Origin of the sequence: Vibrio hepatarius (assembly GCF_011806575.1) — a bacterium.
GTDB classification, from domain to species: Bacteria; Pseudomonadota; Gammaproteobacteria; order Enterobacterales; family Vibrionaceae; genus Vibrio; species Vibrio hepatarius_A.
In genome coordinates, this window is the sequence record NZ_JAATOO010000011.1 from 109,950 (window position 1) to 131,361 (window position 21,412).

A 21,412-nucleotide genomic window follows, 5' to 3' on the forward strand; every position below is an offset into this window, starting at 1 on the left:
AAATAGCGAACTTTTAGATGTCTAATATTACGCAGTCAGTCAGCGGTGTCCCAAGTCATACAACCGTTGCTCCGACAGCTGACACAACTTCTCAATCCCTAAGCTTTTTCCATAAACTTGAACTGAATAATCCGGTTTTCTGGATAAGCGGCAGCTTTCTTACTCTGTTTGTTTTGCTTGCCATTACGAACTCATCAGGACTGACCCACCTTGTAAATACTGGGTTTGGCTACGCCACTGAATACTTCGGCGCCTACTGGCAGGTGCTGCTTCTCGCTAACTTTCTTATTGGCTTAGTGCTAGCACTTGGCCGTACTGGTTACGTCCGTTTGGGTGGTTTGTCCGCACCGGATATCGACACCTTCAAATGGTTGTCAATTGTCCTCTGTACTCTGCTTGCCGGTGGTGGCGTATTCTGGGCGGCAGCTGAGCCCATCGCTCATTTCGTAACAGCGCCACCGCTATATGGTGAGTCATCGCCAAAAACATCGGCGATCAACGCCCTATCGCAATCTTTCATGCACTGGGGTTTTCTTGCATGGGCCATCCTCGGCTGTTTGTCTTCGGTGGTGCTAATGCATTTGCACTACGACAAAGGCTTACCACTCAAACCACGTACTTTGCTCTACCCTATCTTTGGTGACAAAGCGATCAACGGTTGGATTGGTACGGTGACTGACGCGTGTAGCATCATCGCTGTAGCGGCAGGTACCATCGGGCCTATCGGCTTTTTGGGTTTGCAAATCAGTTACGCTCTGAACGCACTGTTTGGTATCCCAGATACCTTTGTCACTCAATGCATGGTGGTGTTATTTGCGATTGCGATGTACACCCTATCGGCGCTGAGCGGAGTAAGCCGCGGGATTCAACTTGTTAGCCGTTACAACATCATCCTGTCGGTGATATTGATCGCTTACATCCTGTTCTTTGGCCCAACTAGCTTTATCGTAGATGGCTATGTGCAAGGCGTAGGACGTATGGTCGATAACTTTATCCCAATGGCGCTCTACCGTGGTGATACCGGTTGGTTAAGCTGGTGGACCGTATTTTTCTGGGGCTGGTTTATTGGTTATGGACCGATGATGGCGATTTTTATCGCGCGTATTTCACGTGGACGCACTATTCGTCAGTTAATTTTGTCTGTGAGCATCGCTGCGCCACTTATCACCTGTTTCTGGTTTAGCATCGTTGGTGGCAGCGGTTTGGCGTTCGAGCTTGAGAATCCAGGTTTGATCTCTAGTGCGTTTGAAGGTTTCAACCTTCCGGCTGTGCTGTTGGCAATCACGTCAGAACTGCCGTTCCCATTGATTATCTCAGTGCTGTTCCTGATCCTAACCACCACGTTTATCGTTACCACTGGTGACTCGATGACTTACACCATCAGTGTGGTGATGACAGGTTCTACTGAACCGAACGCGGTCATTCGTTCTTTCTGGGGCATCATCATGGGTATGGTGGCGATCGCCTTGATTTCGATGGGTTCAGGCGGAATTTCTGCGCTGCAATCATTCATCGTCATTACCGCAGTGCCGGTTTCATTTATTTTGCTGCCGAGCATTTGGAAAGCGCCGAAGATGGCGAACCAAATGGCAAAAGACCAAGGTATTATCTAGTGCGAAGGCCTCTTCTGGTTTCAGAAGAGGCCTTCTTCTTTTTCACTGTCGATTCTAATCACGACCGCATCTGGTCGCCAGTATTCAAACTCAACATCCATGAGTTTCCAATCTTGTTTGTAGTTCACACGGCAAATCTTTAGCACCGGTTGCCCCTCAGCCAAGTTCAACGCCTTAGCCACGTGCGCTGGCGCCGCGGTTGGAATGACGTCAAAGCGTGAACGTCTGGTCTCATAACCGTATTTCCGCTTGAACAACCCGGTCAAGGAGAGAGTTAAGTTCTCCTCGAGTATCCCCTCAAACAAATCAGCCTGTAGTACGTTTTCTACAAACAACACCGCACGACCATCAATAAAACGCTGACGCTCTATCACATGTATTTGCGCCATATGATTCAGCTCCAAAGCTCGAGAATACACCTCGGTTGCGATCTCGGTTCGAACGCTGATAAGGCGCGTTTCGGCAATTCTGTCTTGTTCGCGGATCATCTGATGAAAATGCGAACGTGACAAGGGGTTGTAGTAAATACGCTCTGGCGAAACATACCAACCACGCCTTTCTTCACGATAGATAAGCCCTTCAGTTTCTAGCGAGACTAACGCGTCTTTGATCGTGATTCGCGTGGTAGAAAACAACACGCTGAGGTCACGTTCAGATGGCAACTTCTGCCCTTTTAGCATCATGCCTGTATGGATTCTTTCTCGTAAGCTGTTCTTTATTCGACTCAATTGGGTCGTTGGGGACGTTGTTTGCACTCTGAGTCCTGATCTAGTCCACGTTATGATTGGCGTTCAAGTTAAGCCAAGCAGGTAACAGAAATATGACACTGCGTTCAGCGTCATTTTTTAAGCAAATGAAACATAAGTGACACGAAAAATAACAAAAACTGTCAATGGAACTGCGATAAACCGTCACACTCGCCCCATAGCATACAAAGCGAACTTACTGACCTAGTCCAGAAGGATAGAGACAATGAAAACTTTGCTTTGCCGCACTACCGCGCTGTCTGCAGCGTTAATTGCTACCGCTTTTTCTGCGCACACTATTGCCAAAGACACAGACCTACAATCACTGGTGAAAGCAGCGCAGAAAGAAGGCGCGGTTTACAGCGTAGGCATGCCTGATAGTTGGGCAAATTGGAAAGGTACTTGGGCGGATTTGAAATCAAACTATGGTTTAAAGCACCAAGATACCGATATGAGCTCGGCGCAAGAGATTGCGAAATTTGAAGCAGAGAAAAAGAAAGCAACCGCAGACATCGGCGATGTAGGCTTTGCTTTTGCTCGCGTTGCGGTTAAGAAAGGCGTCACGCAACCATACAAACCGACAACATGGAGCGAAATCCCTGATTGGGCAAAAGACAAGGATGGCCACTGGGCACTCGCTTACACAGGCACAATCTCGTTTATCTCCAACAATAATCTAGTCAAAGACGCACCACAATCTTGGGACGACTTACTCAAAGGCGACTACAAAGTAACCGTGGGTGACGTCGGCGTGGCAGCCCAAGCAAACAACGCGGTACTTGCTGCAGCATTTGCTAAAGGCGGCAACGAGTCTAACCTCAAACCAGCCATTGAGTTCTTCAGCGAACTCGCAAAACAAGGTCGTCTGTCGTTCACCGATCCAAACATCGCGAACTTAGAAAAAGGTGAAGTGGAAGTTGCCATCATGTGGGACTTTAACGCGTTGAACTACCGCGACCAAATCGACCGTGAACGCTTTACAGTGGCGATTCCACAAGATGGTTCTGTGATTTCTGGCTACACCACCATCATCAACAAATACGCGCAGAATCCGAATGCGGCGAAGCTGGCACGTGAGTACATCTTTAGCGACCAAGGACAAATCAACCTGGCTGAGGGCTATGCGCGTCCAATCCGTAGCAATGTCACTCTTCCTCAATCAATCAAAGACAAGCTGCTACCCAACGACCAGTACACCAACGTACACCCGGTCACGAACTTTAAAGCATGGGAAAAATCAGCGCGCAAACTGCCACGTCAATGGCAAGAAAGCGTGCTAATCCACCAGCAATAAGAGGTCACTATGAGCAATAAGGTTATCCTTGTTGTTCTGGATGGACTGAACTATCAGGTAGCCCGCGACTGCATGGGCTACCTAAACGGTCTTTTGGAACAACAACGCGCTACTCTCTACCCGGTTCAGTGCGAACTACCATCGATGTCTCGCCCGCTATACGAATGCATCCTTACTGGTGTCAGGCCGGTCGAGAGCGGTATCGTCAACAACAACATCATTCGCTTATCTAAGCATGACTCGATTTTCAGCTTAGCAAAGTCACAAGGTAAAGTGACCGCCGCAGCCGCTTACCATTGGGTCAGCGAATTGTACAATCGTGCGCCGTTTGACGCAGCGCGCGATCGATTCACTAATGACAAGAACTTAAACATTCAGCACGGCTGCTTTTATCACTGGGACCACTACCCCGATGAAGCGTTGTTCCTCGATGCAGAGCATCTACGTCGTACCTATCAGCCAGATTTCCTCTTGATTCATCCGATGAACATCGATGATCTCGGACACAAGTTCGGCTTAGATTCGCGCCAGTACAGAAACAGTGCCCGCGCAGCCGACATCTACTTATCAAACTACATTGAACAATGGCTCAGTGATGGCTACCAAGTGATCATCACCAGTGATCACGGAATGAATAACGATTTGTCGCATGGTGGCATTCTACCGGAAGAGCGCGAAGTGCCATTCTTTGTGATTGGTGATCGATTCACCCATCAAGAGTGCCACATCAACCAGACCGATATCTGCGGCATCGTGTGTCAGCTCCTCGGCCTTGAACACCAAAAACCTTACTCTCAGGGATTGTTAGCATTATGAGCAGTTCTGCCATCTCTCAAACGCAACAAGTACCAAAAAATAGGATGTTAACGTCGCTTCACCGCTTTAAGCCGTTAATTTGGGTCACGCCGTTTGCGCTGTTTTTTTATCTGTTTCAGCTAGCGCCAATGATTTGGGTGCTGATTAACAGCTTTGTCTACGAAGAGGAATTTTCACTAGAGAATTACCTTGAGATCCTCGACTCTGACTTTATGTTGCAAGCCTTTGGCAACAGCCTGTGGTTGGCGGTGTGGTCGAGTGTGTTTGGCTTGGCGATCGCAACCCTATTGGTGTCATCATTGCGCCGACTGGACTCTAAAATCCGTGACGGTGTGATTGCCTTTACCAATATGAGCAGCAACTTTGCCGGCGTGCCACTATCATTCGCGTTCATCATCATCCTCGGTACCAACGGAGCCATTACCCTGTTGCTCAAACAGTATGGACTGATTGGCGATTTTGACCTTTACGGCAAGTGGGGACTGCTGGCGATTTATGTCTACTTCCAGATCCCGCTCGCGGTGCTTCTTCTATACCCTGCGTTTGATGCGTTGAGCGATGATTGGCAATCCGCCGCGTCCCTACTAGGCGCGAACACCGCGCAGTACTGGACCAAAATCGCCTTACCTTTGTTATCTCCTGCTCTGTTTGGCACCTTCATCATTCTCGTCGCCAATGCCATGGGCGCTTACGCCAGTGTTTACGCTCTGACGTCGGGGAACTACAACGTCATTACTATTCGTATTGCCAGCTTGGTTTCAGGTGACCTGTTCTTAGAACCGAATCTCGCCGCCGCTATCTCGGTAATGCTGATGCTGCTACTCGCTTTCATCACTGTCATTAACCAGTGGCTTATTTCCAAGAGTTACGCAGGGAAGAAATCCAATGCAACACGTTAATACAACTTGGCACAAAACCGTGGTTTATTCGATTGTTGGGATCATGCTGATTCCGATTCTCGCCACTTTCATTTATTCGATCTCATCCCGTTGGGGCGCTACGATTCTTCCTGACGGCTTAACCTTTGACTGGTATCTCAAACTGCTGATTGACCCACGCTTTATTGAGTCATTTGGCCGCTCACTGTTCATCGGTATTTCGTCGCTGCTGCTCAGCGTGGTGTTGATCCTGCCCGCCATCTTCGTCGTGTTTTACTACTTTCCTAAACTCGACAAGCTGATGAACTTATTGATTCTTCTGCCGTTTGCCGTTCCGCCTGTCGTGTCATCGGTTGGCTTGCTACAGCTTTACGCCGACAGCGAAATTGCACTGGTCGGCACGCCGTGGATACTGATTGGCACATACTTCACGATTGCATTGCCGTTCATGTATCGCGCGATCGCAAATAGCTTTGATGCGATCAATCTGCACGATTTGATGGACGCCGCTCACCTGCTTGGCGCGAGCACCACGAAAGCATTTGTGTTGATCGTGTTACCCAATATCAAAAAAGGCTTGATGGCGTCACTGTTTCTCTCGTTTTCATTCTTATTGGGCGAGTTCGTCTTCGCCAATATTTTGGTCGGTACTCGTTACGAGACGCTGCAAATCTATCTCTACAACATGCGCCAAACCAGTGGTCACTTTACCTCGGCGCTGGTGATGACCTACTTCCTGTTTATTTTCTTACTGACTTGGTTGGCAAGTCGTTTCAGCCAAGGAGCGAAATCATGAGTTACGTAACCGCACAACAACTCAGCAAATCATTTGCTGACAACACGGTGTTTGAAGACATCCATTTTACGATTGAAAAGGGTGAATTTATCACTCTGCTAGGACCGAGCGGCTGTGGTAAGTCGACCCTTTTAAGAAGCCTCGCGGGACTCAACCCAGTCGACAACGGCCAAATTTGGGTAGACGGCGAAGAGATCACCCATCAAGCGCCACAACAACGCGGCATTGGTATGGTGTTCCAATCGTATGCCCTATTCCCCAACATGACTGTTGAAGCCAACATTGCTTTCGGCCTGAAAATGAAAGGTTTATCAAGCTCAGCTATTAAGCCGGATGTAGCAAAAGTGATTGAACTGGTTGAGTTAACAGGCAAAGAGCACCATTACCCGCATCAACTGTCCGGCGGACAAAAGCAGCGCGTCGCGCTGGCTCGTGCACTGGTGGTGAAACCTCGCATTCTGTTATTGGACGAACCACTTTCCGCGTTGGATGCCAAAATCCGCAAACACTTGCGCCAGCAAATTCGTGATATCCAGAAAGAGATGAACCTCACCACCATTTTCGTCACGCACGACCAAGAAGAAGCGATGATCATGTCAGACCGCATCTTTTTGATGAACAAAGGTGAGATCGTGCAAGCCGGCACTCCAGAAGATATTTACACCCAACCAGCGGATGAGTTCGTTGCAGGATTTATGGGCCACTACAACCTAGTGACAGCCGATAAAGCCAAAGACTGGTTTAACATTGAAGCCGATTCCAAGGTTGCGATACGCCCAGAATCTATCTATGTCAAAGAAGCGGGGCGTCACTACGGTAGCCACATTTCTGCCCCACAACTTGCGACCATCAAAAACCATCAACTGCTTGGCAACGTGATTCGCTACCAAGTCGATGTACAACAGTGCGAACTGACCGTTGATTTACTCAACCGTTCATCTGAGCGATTATTAGCTAATGGTAGCCAACTTGAGCTTCTGTTTAACCTCAACGAAATCCAGCCAGTGAGAGCCTGATATGTCTAAGCCTTTATACGTTTTTGATATGGACGAAACCTTAATCAACGCTGACTGCGCAATGATTTGGAACGCTTTCTTAGTCGAAAAAGGCATCGCAACCGACCCTGACTTTATCGAACAAGACCAACGCTTGATGGCGCTCTACAGCCAAGGGAAGATGGATATGGAAGACTACCTTGAGTTTTCTATTGCGCCGTTGACCTCAATACCCAAACCGCAAGTCAAAGCACTGGTCGAAGAGTGCGTTGTCGAGCGCATCTTACCGAAGCAGTTTGCACAGGCAAAATCTCTGATCGAACAGCTGCATAACAAGCAAATTGAAATGGTGATCATTTCTGCGTCAGTAACCTTTCTGGTTGAGACCGTCGGTGAACAATTGGGCATCCAGCACGCGCTCGGCATTGATTTGGTCGAAAAAGACGGTTGCTTTACCAGTGAGATTTCTGGCATCCCTAGCTACCGTGAAGGGAAAGTGTCGAGGTTACACCAGTGGCTAGCGGAGCAGCCTGAATCTTACTCAGAGATCCACTTTTTCACCGACTCGATAAACGACTTACCACTGTGTGAAGCCGCAGACTTTGCCTACTTAGTTAACCCGTGCACTCAACTAAAGCAGTACGCAGACAGGCCAAACTGGCGCCTATTAGAGTGGCATTAGTTCAACAACCTTGTAGCCCGAACTTTTCATTAGTGGAATTTATCTTTTCACTTTTGATTGTTTAAACAAACGTGACAAAAGTGTTACTTTAAACACCATTGGTTACACTGATATAAAGTGAAGTTAAAGACCGCAATAGCTTTATAACAGTTTGGATATGGATATTGGACCAAAAATCTCCAAACTAACAACTAAAAATTGTTGCCCTTTTTGCCCGCAAGGTTTGCCCACTTTGCGGGTTTTTTCTTTTTAACACTCGCCACTTAGCACCCAGCTCACAGTTTTCCAATAAATTAATCATTTGATTAAATAACGTTGAATTATTCCCGTGTTGTTCACTTAAGCATCACTCTATAATTAATCATCTGTTTAATATTGAGTGTTCAAGGATGAGTCAACACCAACGCAAAGTCGGACGCCCGAGTGACAACATCGATGTTCGCGAAAAGCTAATCCATCACGCGCGGGAACTGTTTGTTGTGATGGCGTATGACAAAGTCTCTACCCGGATGATCGCCACCAAGGCAGGAGTCAACGTTGCCATGATCCGTTACTACTTTGGTAGCAAAGAAGGCTTGTTCGAAACCATGTTGCGCGAGACCCTCTCCCCGATACAAAAGCAGCTACAAACGCTCATTGCCGACAACTCTGAAAAAAACTTCCTCGATATCATGCGTACCTACTATCAGGAAATGATTAAAGTGCCGCAGTTTCCGCGTCTGGTCGCGCAAGTCATGCACATGCCACCATCTGAAACCCAGCGTAAGTTGCTGGAAAAAGTGTTCAGCGATATCAGTAAACCGATGCAAGGCATGATGTTTAACAAACTGGTTGATAGCGGGATCTTAAGAAAAGACGCCGACCCGAAACTGTGCCGCGTATCGTATATCAGTTTAATGGTCTTTCCCTTTATCGCACCACCAGCGTTGTTGTCAGTGCATGGCATCGAACTGTCAGAAGAATTCTTGAGTCAGTTGCTCGAACACAACATCAAATTAATGAAATATGGATTCCTAGATACCCAAGGCGGTAGTCATGAAAATCAATAAAAAGCTTCTCTTCTTCCCTGCTCTTGCGGTTGGTATCGTTTTTCTCGTATTGGCTATCAAGCTCAAACCCGAGTTGCCAGTTAAACCCGCTGGAGACCGAGCAAGATTAGTCGAAACGATTCCACTGGAACTCAAAGCGATGGCTCCGGTAGCAGTCGGCTTTGGCAAGGTGGCGCCGAAAGTCGAGTGGAAAGCGATCGCAGAAGTCACGGGTAAAGTGATCTACCGTCATCCTCAACTTGAGAAAGGTCAAATACTCAAAGCGGGAACTGAGATCTTACGTATAGACCCGCTCGATTATGAGCTCAAACTGGTGCAAGCACAGGCTGATTTAAAGTCTTCTCAAACCTCTTTAGCCAAACTTAACCAAGAAGAAGCTAACCTCAAACAAACGCTCAAAATCGAAAAGAACCGTTTGGTGATTGCCAATAGAGAGCTGGAACGTAAACGCAACCTACGACAGAAGAATCTAACCTCGCAGTCAGACGTTGACCAACAAGAGCAGTCTGCCCTTTCGCAGCGCAAACTGGTGTTGGATATTGAAAATCAGATCGGTCTGATGCCTGACGAGAAGAAAGTCGCAGAAGCACTGGTGAAAGTGAGCGCAGCGAAAGTCGAAGAAGCGCAGCGTTCGCTGGACAAAACGGTGATCACGTTGCCAATGGACCTACGTATCTCGCAAGTGGAGATTGAGCAAGACCAAGTCGTCAACCTACAACAGACCATGTTCGTCGCTCACGGTATCAAGGTTATGGAAGTGGAAGCGCAACTATCAATCCACGATATGCGCACGCTGGCTTCAAGTATTGGCGAGTTCAGCCGTGACGAATCCGGTATCCCGCGTCCAGATATGACATTTGTTAAAGCTGAGATCGAACTGAACAGCGGCAACTTACACGCGACTTGGCCCGCACGCGTGTCTCGCATTAGTGAAACCGTCGACCCAAGTCAGGCAACCGCTGGCGTAATTTTAGAAATCAAGCAGGACTATCGAGACCTAAGCCCAAGCAGCACACCTCCACTGGTCAATGGCATGTTCGTTCGCGCCAACATTGAAGGCCAAGAAAACCCGAGTTGGGTGATCCCAGAACGCGCCTTGCACGGTGACAAAGTCTATATCAAAGATGAAAACAACACGCTAAAAATTGTTACGGTTGATGTGCTCTATCGCCGCGATAATCAAGTGATTATCGATGGTGAGTTGATGCAAGGCGAACGCTTGGTGATCAATGATGTGTTGCCAGCAATCGAAGGAATGGCGCTTAAAGAAGCAAACCACGAGGAGTCTGATTCATGATTCGATTCTTCGCCAAACACCCAACCGCCGCCAACCTGCTGATGCTGTCGTTGCTGCTGTTGGGTATCACCACCTTACCCAACATCAAGCGCGAAACGTTTCCCGAGTTTGACCCTCCTTACATCATGGCAGGCGTGGTTTATCCGGGCGCCTCTCCACAAGAAGTGGAAGAGAGCTTATGTGTACGCATGGAAGACGCCGTCGACGGCCTTGCCAACATTGAAGAAACCCAATGTGAAGCGATTGAAGGCTCTGCACGTCTGATCCTTAAGCTAAATGAAAAAGCCGATATCGGCCGAATGTTGGTCGATGTACAGACACAAATCAATTCGATCAACGACTTCCCTAAAGAGATCGAATCACCAGTGGTTCAAGAACTCGACTGGAACGAACCCGTTGTTGACGTCGCCATCACCGCCGATACCACTTGGCCGGAGCTGAAAGCGTACTCAGAGCAACTTAAGCGCACATTGAAGCTCGATTACGGAGTCTCACTTGTTAGCGTCGCGGGCTTTTCTGACCACCAATATCGTGTTGAGCTCGATACCCAGGCGATTCGTCAATTGGGCTTAAGTGTCGGTGATATTGCTGAGCAAATCGGCCGTCAAAACGTCAAACTGCCGAGCGGTAACGTCGAGACACCGGATAAGAACTTTTTGATCCGTTTTGATGAGCGACGAGTAACACCGCAAGAACTTGAATCCATCGTGGTTGGCTCAGGTGAAAATGGCTCTATCATCCGCCTTAAGGACATCGCGAAAATCACTGACCGATTCGAGTTGGACGAACAGAAAGTGCTGTTTGATGGCCACCCGTCTGCTCTACTTAAAATCAGCAAGAACAAAGAAGATGACGCGCTAAGAATCAAAGACCGTGTCGCACAGTTTGTTGAAGACCAACAAGCTATCGCGCCCGACGGTGTCAAACTCGAATTGACCAATGATCTCTCCTCTGTACTTTGGGACCGTTTGACCATGATGGTTCGTAACGGCTGGCAAGGTATTGTATTGGTGTTCGCTACCATGTGGCTGTTCTTCAGCTTGCGCTATTCGTTCTGGGTTGCGGCTGGTTTACCGGTTGCTTTCTTGGGCGGGTTGTTCTTGATGGCGCAACTGGGTTTGTCCATCAACATCATGTCTCTGGTCGGCTTATTGATGGCCATTGGTATCATGATGGACGATGCGATCGTAATAGCGGAATCGATCGCCTCCCACCTCGACCGTGGCGAAGATATCGATAGTGCAGTGGTCAAAGGCGTAAAAAAAGTGCTCCCCGGCGTACTTTCATCTTTCCTCACCACAGTGTGCATCTTCGGTAGCTTGCTGTTTCTTGAAGGGGAAATGGGTGCGGTGCTTAAAGCCGTTCCGCAAGTGCTGATCTTGGTACTGACGCTCAGTTTGATTGAAGCGTTTCTTATCTTACCAAACCACTTATCGCATTCACTGCAGAAAGAAAAACAAGACAAGCCGCCAGCCAAGTTTAAGAAGAAGATTTTGGATGGGTTTGAGAACTTTAGAAATACCCGTCTTATCAACGCAGTAGAAAAAGTAGTGGAATACCGTTACGCGTTTTTGGGTTCAGTAGTCGCTGTACTGCTGATATCCATCGCTACCATCGTTGGCGGTATCCTTAAGTTTCAACCGTTTCCCGACTTAGACGGCGATATCGCCGAAGCGCGGATTATCCTGCCACCCGGCTCTTCGTTATCTCAGACAGAAGCGGTAGTCGATAAAATCGTAGCGTCGGCGCAAAAGTTGGCAGTGGAATGGAGTGAGAAAAACGAAAATGGCACACCGTTGGTCGAGCATATCACTAGCCAATTCAATGCCAACGCAGACGCAAATGAATCAGGACCACACATTGCAACCGTGCGTTTAGACTTACTAGGTGCAGAAAGCCGCAATACCGTCATCGACGACTTTATCAACGCATGGCGCGACGATATTGGTGACCTGGCCGATCCAATTTCTCTGGTGTTTAAGCAACCGACAATGGGCCCCGGTGGACGTGCAATTGAGATTCGCGCCAAGCACGACAATCTCGATGAGTTAAAAGCCGCGTCCATCGATATTCAGCAGTATCTGAAAAAGTTTGACGGCGTACACGGTGTGCTCGATGACATGCGTATGGGTAAAGAAGAAATTCTGGTCAAATTGCGTCCGGGCGCAGAAGCGTATGGCATCAATGGTCAGTTGATCGCCGCCCAGCTTCGCGCCGCTTTCTTTGGCCAAACCGCCGATGAAATTCAGGTTGGGGTTGAGAATATCTCGATTGAAGTGCGCTTAGACAAAGCCCAAGCCGGTGATTTACAGCAGTTGGCTAATTTCCCGATCATTATGCCAAACGGCAGTCAGATCCCATTGGCGACGATGGCGACACTCGATTTCCAGCGTAATTACGTGCGTATTCAACGCATCGACGGCTTGAGAACCATCAGCGTATTTGGCGATACCGATAACACCAAAGCGAACTCGACAGCGATCATTCGTCAGTTCCAGTTGGAAGAAGCGCCGAAGCTCGTCGCTAAGTATCCAGGTTTGCGTTTCGATTTCGAAGGTGAAGCAAAAGACGCAGCGGAAACTGGCGCATCAATGGGTAAGGGGTTCTTACTCGGCTTGTTCGGCGTCTTTGCCATTTTGAGTTACCAGTTCCGCAGTTATCTCGAACCGTTTGTGGTTATGCTCGCGATACCACTCGCCTTTATCGGTGTCGTTTGGGGGCATATATTGCTGGGTCACTCGCTGAGTATGCCGAGTATGATGGGCTTTGTTTCTTTGGCGGGGATTGTGGTCAACGACTCCATTTTGCTGGTGCAATACATTCGCCACCACGTCGATGAAGGCGACAGCGTGCACGATTCAGTAGTCAAAGCGAGCCGCGAGCGTTTTCGCGCCGTGTTCCTGACCTCAATGACCACAGCGGCAGGTTTGTTGCCATTGCTGACTGAAACCAGCTTGCAAGCGCAAGTCATCCAGCCACTGGTGATATCAATCGTATTTGGTATCTTTGCCTCAACTCTGCTGGTACTGTTTATGATTCCTGCCGCTTATGCGATTCTCGCCGACTTTGGCTTGGTCCATAAACACGAAGAAATATAAAAGATAAAAATCAGCCCGTTAGGAACCCTATGACGATTGATATTGAAACGCTTAGCCGCGACTTTCCACTAGTGAAACAACTGATTGAACTGGAAGAAGTCACCTGGTTTAACCCCAATGTGACCAGCTTAGAACAAGGCTTACCTTACGTGGGGTTGAACGCTAAAGACATTCAAGATGCGAGCGATAGGCTCAGCCGCTTCGCTGTGTATTTGGTCAAAGCTTTTCCAGAGACTAAAGCCAGCAACGGCATTATTGAATCAGAGATCGCAGCAATTCCAGCAATGCAAACATGGCTGGAACAAGAATATCAAACCAAGATTCAAGGCAAGCTACTCTTGAAGAAAGACAGCCACTTGTCGATTTCTGGCTCAATTAAAGCCCGCGGCGGTATTTATGAAGTGCTGACCCACGCAGAGCAGTTAGCCATCAAAGCGGGTTTACTCTCAACCAGTGACGATTACAGCAAGTTATTCAGCGATCAGTTTCGCGACTTTTTCAAACAATACAGTATCGCGGTAGGCTCGACGGGGAACTTGGGTCTGTCGATTGGCATCATGAGCGCTAAACTCGGATTTTCGGTATCCGTTCACATGTCAGCGGATGCTCGTCAATGGAAGAAAGACAAACTGCGCTCCCACGGCGTTAATGTGGTCGAGTATCAACAAGATTACGGTGTCGCGGTTGAGCAAGGTCGAAAAGAAGCGGAACAAGACCCGAACTGCTTTTTTATTGATGATGAAAACTCGAAAACCTTGTTCCTCGGCTATTCGGTGGCTGGAGAACGAGTGAAACAGCAATTTGACCAACAAGGCATCCGTGTTGATGCAGAGCACCCTTTATTTGTCTATCTGCCTTGTGGCGTAGGCGGTGGTCCGGGAGGCGTTGCATTTGGTCTTAAAATGGCGTTTGGCGATCACGTGCACTGCATTTTCGCCGAACCGACTCATTCACCATGCATGCTACTCGGTGTGCATACCGGATTGCACGACAACATCTCGGTACAAGATATCGGCATCGACAACATTACCGCAGCGGATGGTCTTGCGGTTGGTCGCGCGTCAGGCTTTGTTGGCCGAGCAATGGAACGTTTACTCGATGGCTATTACACGCTCTCAGATGAGCACATGTACCGTTTACTCGGGCAGCTTAACCAAACCGAGGATATTCAGTTAGAACCGTCTGCACTTGCTGGAATGCTTGGTCCAATATTGGTCAGTCAGAATCCAAGTTATTTGAATCGTATGAACATCAGCAAGCAAGCATTCAAACAGTCAACGCACCTAGTATGGGCAACAGGTGGCGGCATGGTTCCGGCACAAGAAATGGAAAGTTATCTAAACCAAGCCGCTGGTTAGACTCTCAGTGTGATACGGCATCGAGATAAAACGCCACTACGTTTTTAGTGGCGTTTTTGTTTCCAAAGCATAGTGCGGATATAGCTATTTCCGGTCACTCGGCTCATCAGCGCAATGGCGGCAACGTGAATACAGACACACGCGAAGGTTAGATTCGCCGCTAATTCATGAAACTCTTCGACCCAATCCTCGCCCCAAAACTGATCGGTTTCCATCAAATAACCCGACAGCCCTGTCATCAGCAGCCCAATCCACATGCACCAGATCATCACCGAACCCGCAGGGTTGTGACCAGTATGTTGGTCCTCTCTGGTCTCAAGTACCTGCTTTAAGTGCAGCAATGCCGAACGCGGAGAAGGTAGAAACGAAGACAGTCTCGCCGGCGGTGAAGCAATCATTCCCCACAACAAACGGATCACTACTAATCCAACCACGCTGTATCCGACCCACTCATGGATATCGCTGCCCTCTTCGGTGACCAAGTAGTTAGCCAAAAACAGAGCAGCGACAGACCAGTGCGTCACACGCACCAATCTGTCCCAAACAAAATGCTTAGTCATCTTTTTCCTCTTTCACGACTTTGAGGTTGGTTGGGTCATAATAGATTTCTACGCGTTTACCCTGAGCATCTTTGCCATACAGCTCGTAGCAGCCCGTGTCTGTCGTTTTGAATTTTTTAATGCTGTAGCCTTGATCCATCACTTGCTGTTTGGCTTGTTCGAACGGGATCCAAGCTTCTTTACTCGCTTTAGTACAAGTTGGGTCGGCGTACGCAGAAGTTGCAAACATACCCACTACTAACCCAGAAAGAACAAGTGCTTTGTTGATCGTCATGGTCTATCTCCATTGATGTTTGAATTCATAAACCACATTAATCAGTGAATCTTAAGAAACCCTTAAGAAAATTAAACTAATTGAATAATGCACCAAATGGCTTATCTGAACTCTCAACAATATCGCGCCTGAATCCACGCGAAAATTGCCACACCGCCCATCTCACGGGACCTCGAAATCACGTTCAACAATTTCTATCCTGACAACAAAAATGTTTTGCTTTCAAAAGCTCCATTGGGTGTTGCGCAAGAAAAATTATCCACTTAATATCGCCCTGCTTCTTGATGATAGCCAATCCGAGTACATCACAGCGTGTTTTGTGGCAAGGCGATAGAGCAACTATCCAAGAGTGACTTTGACTGCGCAATTGCGCTTTTTTTGACGCTCCACTTTTCATCATTACCTCACTGTACAAAGTGCGAATGAAAAGTGCCTTTACACGTTGGAGGTTTTCTATGGCTCACGCTCATTCTGTATTGGATTTTCAATCTTTTTCTTCTCAAACTCTGTCTGCTGCTGAAGTCTCTCTTATCGAGTCTTCTGTTGAACAGTTCGGTGCGCCATTACTGCTACTCGATTGCGACGTAATTCGCAGCCAGTACCGCGCGCTGAAAAATGCGCTACCGACGGTTACGTTACACTTTGCACTTAAACCGCTGCCACACCCAGCAGTTGTAAAAACTCTGCTTGAAGAAGGGGCGAGCTTTGACCTCGCCACTACAGGCGAAGTTGAGTTAGTCGCGCGGCAAGGCGTACCAGCGGAGCGGACTATTCACACGCACCCAATTAAACGCGATTCAGACATTCGTGACGCGTTAGCGTACGGCTGTAATGTGTTTGTGGTGGACAACCTAAACGAGCTGGCGAAATTCAAAGCATATAAAGATGAAGTTGAGCTGCTGGTGCGTTTGAGTTTCCGTAACTCTGAAGCGTTTGCTGACCTTTCGAAGAAGTTCGGCTGCTCACCAGAGCAAGCTCTGACCATCATCGAAACAGCGAAAGAGTGGAATATCCGCATCAAAGGTCTGTCGTTCCATGTTGGTTCACAAACCATGAATCCACAGAAATACGTTGATGCGATCCGTACTTGCAAACAAGTCATGGAACAGGTGGTTGAGCGCGGTCTTCCAGCGTTGAGTACACTAGATATCGGTGGTGGTTTCCCGGTAAGCTACTCAAAACACGTGACACCAATCGATGAGTTTTGTGTGCCGATTAACGAAGCGTTGAATGAGTTGCCAGAAACGGTTCACGTCATTGCCGAACCTGGACGTTTTATCGTTGCGCAGTCAATGATGAGTGTCGCATCGGTGATGGGCCAGGCAGAACGCGAAGGTCAGATTTGGTACTACTTGGATGATGGCATTTACGGTTCGTTCAGCGGCTTGATGTTTGACGATGCCCAGTACCCGCTAGTAACGCTAAAACAAGGTGGCGAATATCTACCAAGCGTATTAGCCGGACCAACTTGCGACAGCATTGATGTGATTGCAGAAAATGTCATGCTACCGAAACTGGACAACGGTGACTTGGTCGTTGGCCGCATGATGGGCGCTTACACGAGCGCAACAGCAACGGATTTTAACTTCTTCAAACGTGCACAAACGATTGTGTTTAACCAAGAAGAAGCGGCGCAGGAGCGCATGATTGGTTAACGGCACTTAAGTACCAATTAAAACAATGCCAAAGGTTTAGCGTAATTGCTAAACCTTTGATTCATCTACACGACTAACGTTCTATATCGTATTCAACTTTTTTGCTCGCCGTATAGTTTCTTGCTATTTGCAAACGTCACTTGTTAGTTCTTTAAGCAATACAATGCACTATCTAAACTTAAGTTTGACTATAATGTTAAACCAAAAGACTTATATCTATTGACAACAATAAAACTTGCTCCCATTCTTTATTTAACCTTTTTTTGACATTTTTCTGACACTTATTTGTGTATAAGGGGCATGGATGCCGAAGTTTAAAATTGTTATTCAAAGCATTTTAATATGTTGTATTGCTTGGAGTTCATCAGCGTATGCCATGCAAATTTTCATTAAAATGACCACGGGCAAGACCATTACGTTAGATCTTGAGCCTTCTGACTCGATAGAAACGGTGAAAGTTAAGATACAAGAAAAAGAAAACATATCACCAGATAAGCAAACGTTAGTTTTTGCAGGGAAAGAACTGGAAGATGGTCGATCACTGTCTGATTACAATATCCAGAAAGAGAGCACTTTACACTTGATAGTTAGCTCTACAGATAATGCTTCAACGTTGGAAACAGAACTTAAATCCAAAAGGCAACTCTCTCAAGTTTCTTCATTATTAGAAACTAATCAGCTTCAGAAAAACGTGTACTCAAGAGTACGTACCATCCGAGAAAACACCCGTTTTACCAATAAAATTACTACATCCAAAAATAATTTCCCAAATCAATACCAACACAACGTCGACTTTTTTGATGTTAGTCAGTTCGAAGAAGGCTCAACAGCGCAACTTTTGGCGTTAACCGAGTTTGAACTTAACCTCAACAATGCCAGCTATACAGATCCTGTACAAAACATGAGTAGGGATGCTTCTCAACAGACGGGGCAAATTGCCGTTTGGGGACACGCCTCATTCTCAGATATTTCCGGAAACTCACTCATTGAAGACGCAAATCTGTCTTATTCTGGCACAAGTTGGTCGTACAATTTAGGCTCTGATATAAAAGTGACTGAATCTACATACGTGGGCGCCTCTATTGGTTTCACTCATGGAGACATAAATACAAGCCAGGATAGTAACGACTACAAAGAAAATAGTTGGTCGATCAACCCTTACATAGTCTATATCCATTCAGATGAACTAATGTTTTACCTGTTGTCAGGATACTCTATCGGCGAACTAGAATTTCAAGACGAATCAACCGATACAAATCTGTGGTATGTCAAACCGACGATTAACTACAATGTGTCCCCAGATAGCGAATCTCCGTTAAAGCTTACTTTAGGGCTCAGCTTTTTCGCTATGGCCCAAGATTTAGATATAGATGACGAAGGTGAAGACATCTCCTTACCGTCAAAACGAGCGAATACTCGTCAGATCAATCCAAGCATCGAAATCTCATATCTTTCAACTTGGGACGATGCCGTAGTAAAACCTTATGCGAAAGTGATCGGTCTATTTGACCTAGCCGACAGCATCAATGACGATGACGTTGCTTATGAGTTATCAGCAGGTATCACGAGTCAATTGAGGGAAGGATGGTCCGGAAACTTATCAGTGAGCTCGATAGAAGGAAGACGGGAGTACGATGAACGTTCAATAGATGGTCAAATTGTCTATGAGATACCTTTAAGTTCGAGCAAAAGGTCCGATCAAGCCAGCTTAGAAACCTATTTCGGGTCTAGTTTGGAAGATGAAATCGCCATCTACAAAACCGGACTACGCTACACTTTGAGTTCCGCTGTAGTCGAGCTTTCTTATCACCTTTCTACCTCTACAGCAGATTTTGTTGATTCTGACACTATATTTCTCGAAGCCAATATAGGGCTCTAAATTGACTTAGACACATCTAGGTCACTTAGCACAAAACTATCGCGGATAAATTGTAGAACAACTAATTCAACACATGACGTTTACCCGCCCCTTAAAGGGGCGGTACAAGCAATTAGTTCGACGTATACTCACACAAAGCATCAGGCTCCACGCCCCGCTCTTTACAAATCAATATTGAGTAATACTGACTACATTAGTGATTCCTGTTAACGACTCAACAAACGGAACGCTTTCTTGCCACGTTGAACAATCCAATATTTGTCGAACAAGGCAAACTGTTGCTCGAGAGACTCCCCCGATACCACCTCGCCATTGACTCGAATTGCATTGCTGGTCAAAAGCTCACGCGCAATACGCTTTGACTTGGCTAAATCACTTGCCACTAACGCGGTCGCCATATCCCAGTCAGGCTCAATACTGAACGTCGGCAGGCCGTCGAGTGCCAATTGGTCCACCTCAGAGCGGCTGAGCGTTTTCAGTTCGCCATCAAATAGCGCTTGAGTTATGCGTTTAGCGCTGGCTAAGCCCTCTTCGCCATGAACGAATCGTGTCACTTCTTCTGCCAAAATACGCTGCGCTTGTGGTTTACCGGCTTGGTTTTGATCTTGCTGTTCGATCTCTTCAATTTCGCTCAACGGCAAGAAAGTGTAGTAACGCAGAAAGCGGTAAACATCGTCATCGGCGGTGTTGAGCCAGAACTGGTAAAAGGCGTAAGGCGAAGTTTTCTCCGCGTCCAACCACACTGCGCCACCTTCGGTTTTGCCAAATTTCACACCGTCCGATTTAGTGATCAACGGAAGCGTCAAACCAAACACATTGTCGTTGTTCATACGACGCGTCAAGTCAATCCCGCTGACGATGTTGCCCCACTGGTCACTGCCGCCGATTTGCAACTTGCAACCAAACTCTCGGTTAAGGTGAACAAAATCGTAGGCCTGCAGCAGCGCATAACTAAATTCGGTAAACGAGATACCTTGATCTGGGCGCTGCAAGCGCTGCTTAACCGACTCACGGTTGATCATCGCATTGACAGAGAAGTGTTTGCCGATATCGCGTAAAAACTCGATCACATTGATTTGACCTGTCCAATCGGCGTTATTGACGATCTTAAGCGGGCGACTTAAGTGAGAACCCATCACTTGGTTAATCTGTTGCGATAACTGCGATACCCAAGTTTTGACCGTTTCTTCGCTGTTCAAGCTACGTTCGGTCGCTTTAAAGCTCGGGTCGCCGATCATTCCTGTTGCCCCACCAATCAGTGCGATAGGTTTGTGTCCTACGTTTTGAAAACGTTTCAGCATCATCAAAGGTACTAGGTGACCGATATGCAAACTACCCGCCGTAGGGTCAAAGCCACAGTAAAGCACTTGTGGCGTTGCTAGTTGTTCACTAAGTTGTTCTAGGTGGGTGGTTTGCGCGATCAAACCGCGCTGCTGTAAGTCTTGAATAAGTAGCTGTGTCATGGCTTCCTCTCTCTGCTAGACAGTCAGAGTACTGGTGCAGGAAACCATCAGACATATCCCTAAAGGGACAATTTTGGTGTTATTTTGCTTTACCCTGCTGCGATAAGCTGACTTAGAAAGACACGAAACAGTTCGCTGAGCGACGAAATGTTTAACTTGGCGTAAATACGCTTACGATGATTTTTGACCGTGCCGACGCCAATCTCTAGCTGGCTGGCGATCTCTTTAGAATCAAACCCCTGCACCAACAGAGCTGCGATCTCTTGTTCTCGAGATGTGAGTAACTCTGCGCCTAACTGCACTAGCGTCTTGTCTATCGCGTGACGTAAATGAAGCGTCTCATCGCCCACTTCCGGCAACGAAAAAGCTGTTTTTGCCCAATGTTGCTGGCATAACGAGCTCAATACAGCAAAGCGCGTTTGCAGATCCACCAAGTGCTGCGCACTAAACGACGCATCCGCCATGACACCAAGGTAAATCGCGATACCACGCGACGCATCTAATGGAATCGACAAACAAAGCTCATCATTCCAACCCGTTTCTAAATAAAACTCACGTTGGTATTGCTTGTACTCTGTCGCCAAAGACAACACATCTTTGAGGCGATAAATTCGTGCTTGCGGGTATTGCTCAATTTGTCGATAGAAAGGGTCATTTTGAAATGAATCGGTAAGGTAACGCTGAAATAACAACTCACGCGATTCGTTGATCGAATCATAGAGGTAAACCGGACGTTTTCCTTGGCGATAGCCGAGCACCACAGAGCAATCAAACGGCACAACCGCTTGGATGAAAGCACAGAGTTGGGAAGTAAAACTCGTAGAATGCACCGCACTGATCGCGTTCGCAAGTGCCTGATATTCATTTGGAGCTACGTCTGATTTCATCGTCTAAACCTAAAAAGTAGATAGCGTCAGCTTACTCAATTTCAGCCACGATTCAAACGCTTGCTCTCGTCT

General features: G+C 47.2%; 18 protein-coding genes. 13 read left to right on the forward strand and 5 right to left on the reverse strand.

Annotation, left to right across the window (positions count from 1 at the left end):
• Nucleotides 1-17 precede the first annotated feature (17 nt).
• Nucleotides 18-1,613 (forward strand): BCCT family transporter, encoded by a 1,596-nt coding sequence (locus HCZ42_RS10955; RefSeq protein WP_167420737.1) that lies wholly within the window; start codon nt 18-20, stop codon nt 1,611-1,613.
• A gap of 20 nt (nt 1,614-1,633) precedes the next feature.
• On the opposite strand, the gene HCZ42_RS10960 is transcribed toward HCZ42_RS10955, so the two are convergent.
• On the reverse strand, nt 1,634-2,368 hold the full coding sequence (locus HCZ42_RS10960) for a UTRA domain-containing protein (RefSeq protein ID WP_368484184.1): 735 nt from the start codon (nt 2,366-2,368) through the stop codon (nt 1,634-1,636).
• Between the two features lie 217 nt (nt 2,369-2,585).
• Between HCZ42_RS10960 and HCZ42_RS10965 the strand changes: the two genes are divergently transcribed.
• The 10 genes from HCZ42_RS10965 to HCZ42_RS11010 all read left to right on the forward strand — a co-directional run bounded on the left by HCZ42_RS10965 (nt 2,586) and on the right by HCZ42_RS11010 (nt 14,622).
• A complete protein-coding gene (locus HCZ42_RS10965; RefSeq protein WP_167420738.1) occupies nt 2,586-3,653 on the forward strand; it encodes an ABC transporter substrate-binding protein in 1,068 nt (355 codons plus the stop codon).
• Between the two features lie 9 nt (nt 3,654-3,662).
• Nucleotides 3,663-4,469, forward strand: a complete 807-nt coding sequence (locus HCZ42_RS10970) for an alkaline phosphatase family protein (RefSeq protein WP_167420739.1) — start codon at nt 3,663-3,665, stop codon at nt 4,467-4,469.
• A complete protein-coding gene (locus HCZ42_RS10975) occupies nt 4,466-5,368 on the forward strand; it encodes an ABC transporter permease (protein ID WP_167420740.1) in 903 nt (300 codons plus the stop codon). The genes HCZ42_RS10970 and HCZ42_RS10975 overlap by 4 nt, the downstream gene beginning before the upstream one ends.
• Nucleotides 5,355-6,143 carry an ABC transporter permease gene (locus HCZ42_RS10980; protein ID WP_167420741.1) on the forward strand — a complete coding sequence of 263 codons (789 nt, stop codon included), beginning with the start codon at nt 5,355-5,357 and terminating at the stop codon, nt 6,141-6,143. The genes HCZ42_RS10975 and HCZ42_RS10980 overlap by 14 nt, the downstream gene beginning before the upstream one ends.
• Nucleotides 6,140-7,159 carry an ABC transporter ATP-binding protein gene (locus HCZ42_RS10985; RefSeq protein WP_167420742.1) on the forward strand — a complete coding sequence of 340 codons (1,020 nt, stop codon included), beginning with the start codon at nt 6,140-6,142 and terminating at the stop codon, nt 7,157-7,159. Before HCZ42_RS10980 ends, HCZ42_RS10985 begins: the two co-directional genes overlap by 4 nt.
• A 1-nt stretch (nt 7,160) precedes the next feature.
• The gene (locus HCZ42_RS10990; protein ID WP_167420743.1) at nt 7,161-7,820 is read left to right on the forward strand and encodes an HAD family hydrolase; all 660 of its coding nucleotides are present in this window, start codon (nt 7,161-7,163) and stop codon (nt 7,818-7,820) included.
• Nucleotides 7,821-8,209: 389 nt separating this feature from the next.
• A complete protein-coding gene (locus HCZ42_RS10995; protein WP_167420744.1) occupies nt 8,210-8,869 on the forward strand; it encodes a TetR/AcrR family transcriptional regulator in 660 nt (219 codons plus the stop codon).
• On the forward strand, nt 8,856-10,166 hold the full coding sequence (locus HCZ42_RS11000; protein ID WP_167420745.1) for an efflux RND transporter periplasmic adaptor subunit: 1,311 nt from the start codon (nt 8,856-8,858) through the stop codon (nt 10,164-10,166). Before HCZ42_RS10995 ends, HCZ42_RS11000 begins: the two co-directional genes overlap by 14 nt.
• A complete protein-coding gene (locus HCZ42_RS11005; protein WP_167420746.1) occupies nt 10,163-13,264 on the forward strand; it encodes an efflux RND transporter permease subunit in 3,102 nt (1,033 codons plus the stop codon). The genes HCZ42_RS11000 and HCZ42_RS11005 overlap by 4 nt, the downstream gene beginning before the upstream one ends.
• Before the next feature lie 29 nt (nt 13,265-13,293).
• Complete coding sequence (locus tag HCZ42_RS11010; RefSeq protein ID WP_167420747.1) at nt 13,294-14,622, forward strand: D-serine ammonia-lyase; 1,329 nt, start codon at nt 13,294-13,296, stop codon at nt 14,620-14,622.
• 44 nt (nt 14,623-14,666) lie between these two features.
• On the opposite strand, the gene HCZ42_RS11015 is transcribed toward HCZ42_RS11010, so the two are convergent.
• Nucleotides 14,667-15,182 (reverse strand): cytochrome b/b6 domain-containing protein, encoded by a 516-nt coding sequence (locus HCZ42_RS11015; RefSeq protein WP_167420748.1) that lies wholly within the window; start codon nt 15,180-15,182, stop codon nt 14,667-14,669.
• On the reverse strand, nt 15,175-15,456 hold the full coding sequence (locus HCZ42_RS11020; RefSeq protein WP_167420749.1) for a PepSY domain-containing protein: 282 nt from the start codon (nt 15,454-15,456) through the stop codon (nt 15,175-15,177). Before HCZ42_RS11020 ends, HCZ42_RS11015 begins: the two co-directional genes overlap by 8 nt.
• A gap of 455 nt (nt 15,457-15,911) precedes the next feature.
• On the opposite strand from HCZ42_RS11020, the gene HCZ42_RS11025 reads away from it, so the two are divergent.
• Both HCZ42_RS11025 and HCZ42_RS11030 read left to right on the forward strand, forming a co-directional pair.
• Entirely contained in the window at nt 15,912-17,111 is a 1,200-nt protein-coding gene (locus HCZ42_RS11025) for a type III PLP-dependent enzyme (RefSeq protein ID WP_167420750.1), read from the forward strand.
• 304 nt (nt 17,112-17,415) lie between these two features.
• Nucleotides 17,416-18,990, forward strand: coding sequence for a ubiquitin-like protein (locus tag HCZ42_RS11030; protein WP_167420751.1), 1,575 nt, complete (start codon nt 17,416-17,418; stop codon nt 18,988-18,990).
• 206 nt (nt 18,991-19,196) lie between these two features.
• Here HCZ42_RS11030 and tyrS read toward each other — a convergent pair whose 3' ends face one another.
• Together tyrS and HCZ42_RS11040 are read right to left on the reverse strand one after the other, a co-directional pair.
• Nucleotides 19,197-20,453, reverse strand: a complete 1,257-nt coding sequence (gene tyrS / locus HCZ42_RS11035; protein ID WP_167420752.1) for a tyrosine--tRNA ligase — start codon at nt 20,451-20,453, stop codon at nt 19,197-19,199.
• An 89-nt stretch (nt 20,454-20,542) separates the two neighbouring features.
• The gene (locus HCZ42_RS11040) at nt 20,543-21,340 is read right to left on the reverse strand and encodes a helix-turn-helix transcriptional regulator (protein ID WP_167420753.1); all 798 of its coding nucleotides are present in this window, start codon (nt 21,338-21,340) and stop codon (nt 20,543-20,545) included.
• Between the last annotated feature and the right edge of the window lie 72 nt (nt 21,341-21,412).